Origin of the sequence: Enterobacter cloacae complex sp. 397G4, from assembly GCF_050031515.1 — a bacterium.
Taxonomy (GTDB): domain Bacteria; phylum Pseudomonadota; class Gammaproteobacteria; order Enterobacterales; family Enterobacteriaceae; genus Enterobacter; species Enterobacter hormaechei_C.
Genome location: NZ_JBLGWE010000001.1, coordinates 2,746,042 through 2,759,189 on the forward strand (window position 1 = coordinate 2,746,042; position 13,148 = coordinate 2,759,189).

The 13,148-nt window shown below is 48.9% G+C and carries 8 protein-coding genes and 3 pseudogenes; all 11 read right to left on the reverse strand.

All coding sequences use genetic code 11. The annotated features are described in order from the left end of the window. Positions 1-281 precede the first annotated feature (281 nt). A complete protein-coding gene (locus tag ACQG1Y_RS13260; RefSeq protein WP_015570344.1) occupies positions 282-758 on the reverse strand; it encodes a hypothetical protein in 477 nt (158 codons plus the stop codon). Continuing rightward, a pseudogene (locus ACQG1Y_RS13265) lies at positions 755-2,164 on the reverse strand (RHS repeat domain-containing protein); the annotation flags it as partial. The gene ACQG1Y_RS13260 and the pseudogene ACQG1Y_RS13265, both read right to left, overlap by 4 nt. A gap of 203 nt (positions 2,165-2,367) precedes the next feature. Further along, entirely contained in the window at positions 2,368-2,811 is a 444-nt protein-coding gene (locus ACQG1Y_RS13270; RefSeq protein ID WP_026080683.1) for a DUF6386 family protein, read from the reverse strand. A 144-nt stretch (positions 2,812-2,955) separates the two neighbouring features. Next, entirely contained in the window at positions 2,956-3,405 is a 450-nt protein-coding gene (locus ACQG1Y_RS13275) for an SMI1/KNR4 family protein (RefSeq protein ID WP_414234782.1), read from the reverse strand. 12 nt (positions 3,406-3,417) lie between these two features. After that, positions 3,418-3,657: an HNH/ENDO VII family nuclease gene (locus ACQG1Y_RS13280; protein WP_308192773.1), complete on the reverse strand. Its 240-nt coding sequence runs from the start codon at positions 3,655-3,657 to the stop codon at positions 3,418-3,420. 144 nt (positions 3,658-3,801) lie between these two features. Further along, positions 3,802-3,915, reverse strand: a pseudogene (locus ACQG1Y_RS13285) (RHS repeat-associated core domain-containing protein); the annotation flags it as partial. A 285-nt stretch (positions 3,916-4,200) separates the two neighbouring features. Continuing rightward, the gene (locus ACQG1Y_RS13290) at positions 4,201-4,632 is read right to left on the reverse strand and encodes an immunity 26/phosphotriesterase HocA family protein (protein ID WP_032653891.1); all 432 of its coding nucleotides are present in this window, start codon (positions 4,630-4,632) and stop codon (positions 4,201-4,203) included. Beyond that, positions 4,629-5,894, reverse strand: a pseudogene (locus ACQG1Y_RS13295) (RHS repeat-associated core domain-containing protein); the annotation flags it as partial. The gene ACQG1Y_RS13290 and the pseudogene ACQG1Y_RS13295, both read right to left, overlap by 4 nt. Before the next feature lie 961 nt (positions 5,895-6,855). Beyond that, positions 6,856-7,080, reverse strand: coding sequence for a hypothetical protein (locus tag ACQG1Y_RS13300; RefSeq protein ID WP_414234783.1), 225 nt, complete (start codon positions 7,078-7,080; stop codon positions 6,856-6,858). Between the two features lie 1,068 nt (positions 7,081-8,148). Then, positions 8,149-8,712: a hypothetical protein gene (locus tag ACQG1Y_RS13305; protein WP_414234784.1), complete on the reverse strand. Its 564-nt coding sequence runs from the start codon at positions 8,710-8,712 to the stop codon at positions 8,149-8,151. Between the two features lie 8 nt (positions 8,713-8,720). After that, positions 8,721-13,145 carry an RHS repeat-associated core domain-containing protein gene (locus tag ACQG1Y_RS13310; RefSeq protein ID WP_414234785.1) on the reverse strand — a complete coding sequence of 1,475 codons (4,425 nt, stop codon included), beginning with the start codon at positions 13,143-13,145 and terminating at the stop codon, positions 8,721-8,723. Between the last annotated feature and the right edge of the window lie 3 nt (positions 13,146-13,148).

Below are 13,148 nucleotides of genomic sequence, written 5' to 3' on the forward strand. Positions count from 1 at the left end.
ACAAAATAAACACTATACATGCAGGCAGAAAACCGGTTTGGCTCCCATTCGAACTTTCGCTCAGGGAGAGCTTGCCAGTTTTTTTGGTATTGCTCTAAAGTCACGGCATATTTTTTATCATCGTGAAACTTCAACAAAGGAGATAATTTCAGATTCAATTTTAGGGTTTGCAAGGCCTTTCATGGAACAATGTTTCTTGATTGGGAATTCTGGCATTGTTCATACGCAAGCCTTGTTGGAGTCTGCTGCGCTACCCTATAATTCTCCATTTATACTAAATTTTAATCTTTCCATTCTATGTATATACCGCAATCAAAGGATCTTTCATTTGATTGCACTGTTAGCTCACCCCATTCAAAGTTCCATGTAACTCCATAAGGGGGGGTACTTATCTTTACCATTTTCTCTTTGGAAAGTTTATTTTGAATCCAGTCTGTCAGTCTTCTTTCTTCATCTTTAAGGTTTTTTAACGATGCTCTAAGTTCCCAATCTTTAAGTGTTTGATAGAAGTCCCCATCTTTACTTGTAAGAAAAAGAGATGAATTAAATGAAAAAACAGCTGGTCTAAACTCCACAATAAAGTTCTGCCCTTCCCATTCAATATCATCTTTCGCAAAATAAAATTTACCTATCCTAGTGAATTCAGAATGGGCTTTGTAAAATTCAGAAGAAGTAAAATTTTCAAAAGAACTAAGTTCAATCGAGTAGCCATCAATTTTAATGCTTCCATCTTTAAAATTTAATGTCATTTTTTTCATATATCTATCACCTTGCCAGGAATTAATTTACTACGTGCTTCTTCAGGTATATAGAATTGCATCCCTCCACCTTTTCCGTATTGCGGATTCGCATTAGCACGACCACTAGCAACAAATATATCCTCAGAAACATAATATGCCCTAACCTTTGTTCGCAATGGGAAATCTGGATTAAGTTTCACCTGTAACGCTTCATGATATCCTAATGAATCACCTTTATATTGCCTAACTGTAGGATGAGTTACGGTATATGAAGGTAACTGATCACCATTTGGATGTAATGCATAAAGGACTGTTCCTTTTTTAAGCGTTCTGTTCGAGTAACTATCGATTCCTTTATAGTCTTTATTATGAGGGCCTTGCCATTGAGTCGCTTCTTTAGAAGGATCCTTACATTTTCGGCTCAACCCCCACGGATCCACCCACCCCAGCGCGTTCGGCGCATACTGGTAAAGGTTTATCCCTCCCGCCAGCCCTATCGGGTCCTGCTGCGTAAACCTTCCGCAGTCCGGGTCATAATACCGGAACAGATTGTAGTGCAGCCCTGTCTCACGATCCAGGTATTGCCCCTGCATACGCAGGTTCTGAGAATATCCTGATACCTGCGTCTCGCTTTCCCGCAGCAGCTTGCCCCAGGCGCTGCTCACCCCTTCCCAGCGTACCTGCCCTTCGATATCCGTCATCCGCTCCGGCGTGCCGTTGGGCTGGCAGTGGAACCAGAAGATCTCCGGGGCATCAACGCCGTCAATACGTGCCAGCGGATCGTAGCTGTCCTGATCGCTATAGACGTAGGTCAGCGGCACATCCCCGTGCACCTCCTGCAACAGCCGGAACCCTTCCCAGACAAACCGGGTGGTGACTGGGTTACCGGTTGGCTGTCCGCCCACCATCTGGCGACGCGTTTTGCTGATGCGTCGTCCGAGTGGGTCATAGCGGAAGCTGACCTGCGTCTGCGGCCTGTTGCGGTCCCGCGGCTGGCTGATGACCTCCGTCAGGCGGTGCTCGCCGTCGTAGCGGTAGTGCCAGCGGGTCTGGCCGTTATCCTTCTCCACGGTGCGGCCGTGGATGTCATAGCGCCAGCGAATGCCGTTAAGGTGCGTCAGACGGTTGTGCGTGACCTTCTCAGCAGAGCCTTCGAGCGGGTTACCGGCAGCATCCCAGCGCCACTGCTCCTGGCCGGGCAGCGTGCCGTCCTGAACCAGCAGACGTCCGGCGCTGTCATACTGCCAGCGGTACCAGCTGAACGGGTTATCGTCCCGCTCTTCGCGGACCAGGTTATTGCGATAATCGTAATCCCAGCGGCGGGACCAGCGGCGCGGCGACGGGCGCTGGGCATTGCCGGTAAAGACGTCCCGGCGATGCAGTCGGCCAAGGCGGTCGTATTCGCTGCGGGTGGTCAGCAGCCACGGGGAGCTATTCTCAGGGTGGTGTTGTTCGTTGCGTGTATATTGACAGTTTATTAAGGGCAAGGGTAAATAAGGCACGAAAAATAAAATAAGCAAGAGACGCGCAGAAGGAAGAAAGAATATTGTTAAAAATGGCTACGTAGTGAACAAACTGATTAAGATTTTTTGGGATGAAAAAATCCACGCCATGCAGTGAGTTTTATTCAGAGATAAACTCCCTCTTCTAACGAGTTTTCTGTAATCGTTGTTTTTGTAAAGGAAATCAGAACATCTGAACCTTGCTTTTTATATTTAACTTCGTAACTACCAGGTTCTAAAGTAATAAACTCACCTGAAATAGCATCTGAATCATCAGGCTCAAGATCCCCGCCCGTGACATCTTCTCCCGCCCCAATGAAAACTTTTCCACTAGGTACGTTTAAAAACAGCGCACCAATATATTCTTCAACATCATTTTTAATATGAACTTTGTAGGAACCATCATCCCCAACATTGAGAAATAATACATTCCCTTTGTTTATTTCTACCACTTCATCTTCTGGAAAACTCCACCAATCTGCATCATCGTTAACTCTATGTTTTAGTGAAACTAAATCATAAATGACTACTGTTGCTGTATTTGTTTGGAAATGTATTATTTCATGCATAATTTTCAATATTTTATCATTTATCTTATAATTAACAACCACTATTTAGATACAATAGAATACGTACCATAAGGTCCAACTTATCTCCTGGACCTTATCAGCTTGGGAAATGCTTATCAATTCAATTGGCATTCATGCCACTAATCACGTCCGCAACTTAACATAATTATCAAAAAATTCAGAAAACGAAGGGTTTATGATGTTTGTCGTATTCTTGGAAAACAGATCATAATTAACAACTTTTCCAAAACTCTCACCACCAGAATCTATACACCAGCAAACCTCATCATCTTTTAGATATATAACAGCATAATTTTCAGGAAGTGAAAACTCATTGCGGCAATATATTGTATCGTAAAAAACAGCACCTCCTGACTCTTCAAGTGTATTATTATCCACTATTCCTGAAATCTCCTCTCCAATCACCCCTCCGCCCCCAACCAAAAGTAAGAACTCTCGAAAATCATGAGGGAGTTTAATGCCAAGGTTATTTTCAAGTAAGTCAATCTGTTCTATATCAACTTGACCTAACCAAAAAACTTCGTCTGTCGCATTATTGTTCAAATATTCAATTGCAGTTTTGATAGTCATCATTTTTACACCCTATTAAAAATCTAATGCTCTCAACTTCCAATACGCACTTCTGAATTTGTTGTACTGTCTATCAAGTTCAGGAGTATTTCTGAAACTACCACAGTTCTCGATTAATCCATGCAATTGCTTATGATACAGCTTATGCGTAGATGAAATAATTTCCACCATTGGTCCAGGTTCTTGTCCAAGAACGTGATGAAGATTGACTTGTTTCCCATCCGTGCCAATCGGAGCATAGCCATTTTTCATCAAATCAACATTTGTTCAACCATCCTTAACTTTCGATTTGATTGAAGGATGAACTGACTTAGGAACTCCAGGATGTATGTCAACAGTATTTTTATAAATTGTACGTCCCAGAATTGTTCCAGGCTTATATTTACCTGAGGATGAATACCTACTCAATCCCCAAGGATCCACCCACCCCAGCGCATTCGGCGCATACAAGTAAAGGTTAATCCCCCCCGCCAGCCCTATCGGGTCCTGCTGCGTAAACCGCCCGCTGTAGGGTCATACTACTAGAACAAATTGTAGTGCAGACCTGACTGGATTTAGTGGTAGTGGGTCAGCCCTTCTACCGTAGTGCAGACGACCGACTGTCCTCTCTCGTTCCGGGCGAAGGTATTAGTATTGATATCTAGATCAACGGCGACAAACTTGTGGCTATTCTTCTCCTGCATGCATTGGTGCAATACTATTTGGCCAGACGATCATAAAAACTTGTGAATTTATTAAAGGTGTTAATGAGCTGCTGCTGTATGAAAACTAGCTGGGGAAGCGCCCTTCCCCTGATGATCAAATATTTATCAGAACATTGTCGACAAGCTCAAAGCCTGAAACCCCCATAGTTGTGTAATTAGGATATTCAGCAACAGACAAACGCCTGATTTCCTCCTCCCCATCATATAAGCCACCAGCATAATTAAATATTTTTAACTGTTTTTTTTCTTCTGTGAGATTAGCATAACCAATAATTTTCCAAATACCTTTGCTAATATTTTGGTTGCCAGTGAAAATAATCTTCATCTTCTTGCCAAACTTTTCAAAAGATAGAGGTGTCAGTGAACTGTTCTCTTCAAACTCCTCCGTATCCTGTATTGATAAAATGCAGAAACCTATTGCTTGCTTAAACTTTTGCTTTGGAGCAAAAACAACCTGGCAAAGCGCATACTTCCCATTACTCATCGGAATGACAAAGATGTCACCCTCTTTATATTTTACTTTCATAAGCCATTCCCTTTCAGAATTGATAACGCATCTTTCAATACTTCCCCACCCCAATCACTACTATGACCTGCAATATCATATTTGCTAGCGTTTGGGTTATTAGGGCTATATGACCTGATTTTATTGAGGAGATTGGTTAAAGAATTTGTTGACTTAGCTCCACCATTAAGATCCATAATCCTTTGTTCCAGGAATTTAGCTTCCGCTTTGGTCAAATTATTATCAAATATCGTCAACTGTTCCAAATGTGATTTACCCGGTGTATTCGCATGGCTATTCAAACGTGCTGGAGCATCCCCACGTCCTACATATATAATATTCTTTCCATCGTGTAGCACATACAACCCTTGACCATTTACGGGATCATAATGTTTGCCTGTACCTCCAGCCCTTCGAGTAGATGGTAACCCCTTACAAGGTGTAAGACCTAAAGGATCTGTCCAAACTATAGGATTAGGAGCATAGCTGTAAAGATTTAACCCGCCATTTAACCCTATCGGGTCCTGCTGCGTAAATCGTCCGCAGTCCGGGTCGTAATACCGGAACAGGTTGTAGTGCAGCCCTGTCTCACGATCCAGGTATTGGCCCTGCATGCGCAGGTTCTGGGAATATCCTGATACCTTCGTCTCGCTTTCCCGTAGCAGCTTGCCCCAGGCGCTGTTCACCCCTTCCCAGCGCACCTGCCCTTCGCTATCCGTCATCCGCTCCGGCGTGCCGTTGGGCTGACAGTGGAACCAGAAGATTTCCGGGGCATCAACGCCGTCAATACGTGCCAGCGGATCGTAGCTGTCCTGATCGCTGTAGACGTAGGTCAGCGGCACGTCCCCGTGCACCTCCTGCAACAGCCGGAACCCTTCCCAGACAAACCGCGTGGTGACCGGCTTGCCGGTTGGCTGCCCGCCCAGCATCTGGCGGCGCGTTTTGCTGATGCGTCGCCCGAGCGGATCGTAGCGGAAGCTGACCTGCGTCTGCGGCCTGTTGCGGTCCCGCGGCTGGCTGATCACCTCCGTCAGGCGGTGCTCACCGTCGTAGCGGTAGTGCCAGCGGGTCTGTCCGTTATCTTTCTCCACGGTGCGTCCGTGGACGTCATAGCGCCAGCGAATGCCGTTCAGCTGCGTCAGCCGGTTGTGCGTAACCTTCTCAGCAGATCCTTCGAGCGGGTTACCGGTAGTATCCCAGCGGTGCAACCAAGAGCACTGAAAATTACCGGTAACTATATCCCGGCGATGCAGGCGGCCAAGACGGTCATATTCGCTGCGGGTTCGTTAGTGTTAGTAGTTTGCACCACGGTTGAATCCGATAATACTGAACTGGACGATGCCGACCGTGAAGAGTTTATGGAAGAGCTGGGTCAGGAAGGGTCAGGCGCGAAAGAAGGAGGCAAGATGCGTGCATAAGGAAAAGACTACATTGTTGAAGATGGCGATGTGATGAACTTCTTGTTTACGTTTAATTTTTATGAACGGGAAAAATCCACGCTTTCACGTACATTTTTTATTAGGGAGTCAAAAAAATATCTTAGAGATCTGACTTCTTGCTCACCTCCAAAGAAATGATTTGTGTAGTCGCAAGCTTTAACGTCTGAAAAGGCACCTCGATTAATCACTCAACAAGTAAGGCCAGACTCTAATACTTAGCGAGGCTGACACCACCGTTTCTTAGGAGAGGTCTGCCGGTCGACAATAATATATCCTCTAAATCCCTTTTTTTTGCGAGCGGGAATCGTTAAAAGTTTTGAATCGCATTTTATCATAATAAGCAGGGCCTGATCGAGACAACGCGTTACGCTTCATACCATTTAAATAAAACCAATCATGCCAGCCATTTTGGTTTTCCACATAGCTAAAGACAACAACCCCTTCTTCGTTCAGATGATTTTTAAGTAATAGAAAAATGTGCCTCGTGGCAGTGCAGGCAAAGAAGCTTTTGCCCTAAGCATCAAATAGTGTTACAACGGTTAATAATGGCTTTTTATCGGTTAACACAAAAACTAACTCGCGTGTTGTAAGACCATTGCATAATCTAAAATGGTATGCTGAAAATTTTTTTTACCCTTTAGCAATGATAACGTTTCTATGATTTGTTCCATTCTTTATCCAGAACATTTCATCTTGAGGTAACGTTCCATTACCGCAGAAATCAACAAGCTCACCTTGCCAACCATCAGGAACATATTTTTGATAATGCATACTTTCAACATACTCCGAATATAGTCTTTTATTATCAATAATCTATAAGCAAATCCGGCATAAGATTATATATATCCCACCAAGTTGTTTTTTGCGAAAGCCTACTAAAAAACTCATCAGCTATGTCATCCTTATCGAATGAATAGCCATCTTTAATTAACCCATCAATAAATATCTGCGCGTTTTCTTCATTTACTACGGGTATGTCATATCTTTCCTTATGGACATCCTGTAGATTTATTTCCACCCCACTTTTCACAAAATCCTCTATCCATTTAATTCTATCTAAAACCTACATTTCTTTGAACGCCACGAACCAATAATATATTCCTTCTTTCTTTACTATCACAAGGAGATCATCATCTTTATTAATATTCATATAGTAACCTATTTTACATTACCGGAGCCTGGAATCGCTACTTCTTCAAGCCATTCTGCCCATACTGATGGTAATACATACGATCTACCTGGCGTTGTTGGATCAACGTGCTTAGGAGCCAATCCCCCTTGATTTAACGGATTAAGCATGCGTCAGGGGGTTGTGCGTGTCCTTTCCAGCAAGTCGTTCGAGGTGGATTACCAGCAGACGATCGCAGTTGTCATAATTTCATTATTGCGTACATCTGGTAAAAGACTTTTAAATGCTCAGAGTCTAATATCTAAAGACTTTACACTTAAAAGAATGAGCATGACGTAAAGAAAAAGGTAAGTTGCGTGCAGAAAGCAAAAAATCAAATCGTTAAAAATGGCGATGGGATGAACTTCTTGTTTAAAGTTTGATTTGTTTTTTATGAAAAAAACGAACTTGTGCACTCTTAGGAAAATAGAACTCAAGGTATTTTTCAGCTCTGTCTTGAAACGTTCGTTCTTTGACGTAGTTATAAGAATCCTTAAAATATTTGTACGCTTCATCAAATTGATTCAACTCATAAAAAACCATGCCGAGGTCGATTAACGGCGCTGTCTCTATATCCGATCCACGTGTACTAAGTATCCTCTCCCCCCATTTTTTCGCCTCATCTTTCTCCTTGAGAGCAAAGCAAGCACTGTACATGTACGCAGAGTTGCAGTTGGCAATTTTCCATTCGATCTGCGGCTCAGGAAGAGCCTGCCGGACATTTTGTTATTGCTCTAAAGCCTCGGCTTATTTTTTATCATGAAATTCGTTTCCTTTTTCTACAAGAGATGTAAGTATTATTCATGTGTTTATTCATTAGCAATAGCAAATAAACCTCCTCACCTATAAAAAGGGGAATAAGAAATAAATGCTTTTAGAAGCAAGGAGGTATCTAAGACAGTAAATCTTTATTATTAAAAAACTTAAAAACTAACCAAAAAAGAATTTCTTAAACCCTTCAACCTCAACATCTTTTAGTTTAGTTTTAAGCATCACATCGATATTTTCCAGAAAATCTTCTCTTAAATTAAATTCATCATCTGTAGCATCACCATCATAATTATTTTGTTCCATCTCAATAGCAGAACAAAAAGCATTCAAAAAGTCAGCTAAGGAACCAGAAATTATAAAGTTTCGTTTTTGAATGCTACCATAAACAGGAGATGTTAGATTTTGGGTGTCACAAAAAAGAACGTCACCATTTCTTTCAGCAAAGATTATATATTCATCGCGCCAAGCCGTATCATTTTGAACTCGCCAACCGGATAATATTTCGTTGAGATCTTGAGGTTCAATAATCTGTAAATAAAAAGTACCATCAAATGTTGGACTGTCATTTAAAATCAAATGACGATAAAAAAAATCAACCTCCCCATTTAAATTCACGGGAAAAGAAGTCTCATTTTCATCGTCTGTATAGTCTATCTCTCCCATATTCAATTCATTCATTTTAAATTTGTTCACAAGATCTTGGACTGCATTTTTTATGTTCATCTTTCCACCTATAATTGCTTACATCGTTGTCTAGATTTTAGTGTTCTTTCTCTATCGATTAAGCGCCCACGCGTCGAGTTCTTAGTATTCCCTCTATGTCCTTGATCACCATGGACATGCTCATTGAACTTGTCGGGATGGTTATGATTTTTCAAGAATACAATGTTCCTCGGATCACCTTGCCATTTGGAACCAAGTGTACCATTGCCTTCTACCGAATTGATATGATGCCCGGTATAGCCTGCCCGGGACATCACAGAGGTTAGGCTCTTGTTGGGAGTCTTCAAAATTAAATCCCTCTCTTGCGCTGTCCAATTTCTTGTGCCAGCCCCACCATCCTGCAATAAGGCTTTTTCTTGCACCCATGCCCTAGAAATACCAGAGCTTCTAGCTCCACCTTGAGCAGAAAGAGAATCATGTGGCCGGTAACGAATGAGATCGTCAGGAGTCAACCCCCACGGATCCACCCACCCCAGCGCGTTCGGCGCATACTGGTAAAGGTTTATCCCTCCCGCCAGCCCTATCGGGTCCTGCTGCGTAAACCTTCCGCAGTCCGGGTCATAATACCGGAACAGATTGTAGTGCAGCCCTGTCTCACGATCCAGGTATTGCCCCTGCATACGCAGGTTCTGAGAATATCCTGATACCTGCGTCTCGCTTTCCCGCAGCAGCTTGCCCCAGGCGCTGCTCACCCCTTCCCAGCGTACCTGCCCTTCGATATCCGTCATCCGCTCCGGCGTGCCGTTGGGCTGGCAGTGGAACCAGAAGATCTCCGGGGCATCAACGCCGTCAATACGTGCCAGCGGATCGTAGCTGTCCTGATCGCTATAGACGTAGGTCAGCGGCACATCCCCGTGCACCTCCTGCAACAGCCGGAACCCTTCCCAGACAAACCGGGTGGTGACTGGGTTACCGGTTGGCTGTCCGCCCACCATCTGGCGACGCGTTTTGCTGATGCGTCGTCCGAGTGGGTCATAGCGGAAGCTGACCTGCGTCTGCGGCCTGTTGCGGTCCCGCGGCTGGCTGATGACCTCCGTCAGGCGGTGCTCGCCGTCGTAGCGGTAGTGCCAGCGGGTCTGGCCGTTATCCTTCTCCACGGTGCGACCATGGATGTCATAGCGCCAGCGAATGCCATTCAGCTGCGTCAGGCGGTTGTGCGTGACCTTCTCAGCAGAGCCTTCGAGCGGGTTACCGGCTGCATCCCAGCGCCACTGCTCCTGGCCGGGCAGCGTGCCGTCCTGAACCAGCAGACGTCCGGCGCTGTCATACTGCCAGCGGTACCAGCTGAACGGGTTATCGTCACGCTCTTCGCGGACCAGGTTATTGCGATAGTCGTAATCCCAGCGGCGGGACCAGCGGCGCGGCGACGGGCGCTGGGCATTGCCGGTAAAGACGTCCCGGCGATGCAGTCGGCCAAGGCGGTCATATTCGCTGCGTGTGGTTAGCAGCCCCTGCGTACGGCTGGTTTCACGGTGAAGTTCGTCGCGGGTAAAGTCGGAGACCGAAAGCTTATCAAGCGCGATGCTGAGCAGATGCCCGCTGCCGTAGTAGAACTGTTTCAGCTCCCGGCCATCGGGCAGCGTGACGGAGGTGCGGTTACCCAGCGCGTCATACTCCCACGCCAGCTCCCCGTGTTCGCCCGTTTCGCGCGTGACGCGCCCGAGCGCGTCATACTCAAACACAAGCTCCTGCTCGGCCTCGGCGCTCCAGGCATCGGCTGAAAGCGCGGGATGCAGCCCAATCCGGCTCAGAAGGCCGGACGGGGTGTAGTGGTAGCGGGTCTGCCCCTCCGGCGTGGTGCGGGCGACCAGCTGGCCGCTCGCGCTCCAGGCGAAGGCATGGGTAATGGCCTCCGGATGTCCGGCGGCAAAGGTGCGCGCTATCGTACGCCCGCAGGCATCGTAGCGATACTGCGAGGCCACGCCATCCAGCCCCACCTCTTCCAGCAGCAGCGAGTCTGCGCCCCAGCGGAACTGATACGCTTCGCCGTTTTCGTTTTCCAGGGCAATCAGACGCCCGCGGCTGTCCCAGCGGCGGCGCACCTCTTCACCCTGCGTATTACGGGTGGCGGTTAAGCGCCCTGCCTCGTCGTATCTGAACTCGCTCTCTTTCCCGTCGGCGCCCGCATGCTTCACCGGCAGGCCACGTTCGTTCCATTTGAGCGACTCGGTCCAGCCTTCTGGTCGGTCGAGCTGCACCGGACGCCCCGCGGCGTCGTAGCGGTAACGCGTCTCTTCGCCGTCGGCGCTTATCTCAGCCACCAGCCAGCCCAGCGGATGATAACGGTATTGTGTCACTCGGCCCGAACAGTCCGTCGCGCGGACGATCTGCCCGGCCTCGTTGTACTCCTGGTAACGGCTGTTCCCGGCGGCATCGACTTCTTCCACAACCTGACCAAACTCGTCCCGACGCAGCAGCGTGGTCTGCCCCATCGGATCCACCACGCGTTTCAGTCCGTGATGTTCGTCATACAGGAACCGGGTGGCGCTACCGTCGGCTTCGATGATGGACGCCGGAAGCGCACGGTGCTCCAGCCAGGTGGTGGTGCGGGTATTGCCGTCGGCGTCGATCTCCTGCACCCGGTTGCCCATCTCGTCATAGACGAAGGTAACGGCATTACCCAGCGGATCGATGCGACGCGTGAGGAGTTCGTTGTCATCCCACTCGTAGCGCCAGTTCTCACCGCGCTCGTCAACGTAGCGAACAATCAGGTTTTGCGCGTTCCAGTAATGCTTTCGCGTCTGACCGTCGTAGTGATCGACGGTCGTCAGCCCGGCGGCTAAATCGTAGCTAAAGCGACAGCCGTCGCCGGTGCTGGTGCGGTTTTCCACCACGCGCCAGTGGTCGAATTTTTGCCAGCGGTATTCGCTCTCCAGCCCGCCCGGCAGACGGTGCCAGACCATCAGGCCATCATCGTTATAACGGTATTCACGGGTAACCACGCCGGAGGCATCCGTTGCGCTGGCCAGCTGGCCGCGCGCGTCGTACCCCCACTGCATCAGCGGCCATGTCTGGTTGCCGTCAAAATGGCTGGCAGCGGTAACGCGCTGCGGGAAACGTTCATCGTCATAGCGCAGGGTGACATCGATCGCTCGCGGCTCATCGTGCAGACCGACCAGCCGCCCGTGCTCATCCCATTCAGTCAGCAGCGCGTTGCCGTATTCGTCGCTGAGGGAGGCCAGGCGCAGGATGGAGGGGTTAGCGCGGGTCGGTTTATACAGACGCCACACCGCGCCGTCATCGTCGGCTATCGCCACGTCGCCGCTCTCATTGCGGCGGATGATAATGCCTTCGCTGATGCTGTAAAACACGCGGTCGACCGGCGGCAGCTCGAAGCTCAGCTCGCGCCCGGTTTCATCGAACCAGGTGGCGTTGTTTTCTTCCAGCGTCAGATAGCTGTCAAAGGTGGTAGCCCAGCCCAGACCAAACAGCCCTTCGCGGGTGGTCAGGCTGTTGTAGCTGCGCTGCCAGCGCAGTGGAAAGCGCCCCGGCAGCGAGAAATCGAGTTCGTCGTCGTCATTCAGCACCTTCACGCCGGTAGCGGCGTGAACCGGGTGCGAAGAGCCGAATACGGCGTTGACGGCCATATCAGCCAGCATCCCGCCACCGGCAGCAGCCAGCGCACAGGGCATGTTTTTCAGGATCTTGCCCGGACGCCCGCGCAGCAGGGAGAGCGCAATCATCCCCAGCGCCAGACCCGGCGTTTTGCCGCTTTTGATGTCGCGGACCGTGAGCGTGTCGCCGCCAATGATCACGTTCGGGGATACGTCGTCGGAAACGGTGCCCTCGCAGGTGGTGCGATCTTTTGCGCGCACCGCAGGCTGTCCGTTGATGAAGACGCTTTTCGAGCCTTCCGCCAGATACTGCGGCCCGGAGTGCTTATCACACGCCACCTTGTCTTCTTCCAGTGGCGAGGTCCCTGCGGCGGCAGAGGCGACGCTCGGCTGCCACATCTCGCTGCCGAACTGTCCGGCAGCGGAGAGCAGCATGCCCGCGTAGTCGGCAAAGCTGCCCGGCGACTGCGGCTCAGGGGACGGGGTATCGGCAGGCGTTAACGTCCCGGCGGCGCGCGCAGCGGGAAGTTTATTTGTCAGAACATTGCTCGAACCGGTGGTGATTTTGCCCGCGGGCGACGGCGGGAAAAGCGCGTTACCCAGCCCTTCAGCGGCGTTGCTGATATCGTCGGTGATCCCGGCGACGTTCGCCAGAACCCCGCCGATAATGCCGCTCAACAGACAGCTGGATCCAATCGCCGCCACGCCTGCTGCTGCGGCCCCGGCTCCCAGCAGTGGGGCCGCGACGGTCGCTGCCGCGCCCACCGCCGCGCCAATCACCGCATAGGCAGCGCCTTCCGCCACAATGCTGGTAATATCAGCAAAAATGCTGGAGTGAATAATCTCGTCGCCCTTACGGGCCGCGTTGTTATCGCTCATGCC

Coding starts and splice junctions, on each gene's coding strand:
- ACQG1Y_RS13290 (WP_032653891.1), bottom strand. CDS start 4,632: ATGAAAGTAAAATATAAAGAGGGTGACATCTTTGTCATTCCGATGAGT.
- ACQG1Y_RS13310 (WP_414234785.1), bottom strand. CDS start 13,145: ATGAGCGATAACAACGCGGCCCGTAAGGGCGACGAGATTATTCACTCC.
- ACQG1Y_RS13260 (WP_015570344.1), bottom strand. CDS start 758: ATGAAAAAAATGACATTAAATTTTAAAGATGGAAGCATTAAAATTGAT.
- ACQG1Y_RS13270 (WP_026080683.1), bottom strand. CDS start 2,811: ATGCATGAAATAATACATTTCCAAACAAATACAGCAACAGTAGTCATT.
- ACQG1Y_RS13305 (WP_414234784.1), bottom strand. CDS start 8,712: ATGAACATAAAAAATGCAGTCCAAGATCTTGTGAACAAATTTAAAATG.
- ACQG1Y_RS13275 (WP_414234782.1), bottom strand. CDS start 3,405: ATGATGACTATCAAAACTGCAATTGAATATTTGAACAATAATGCGACA.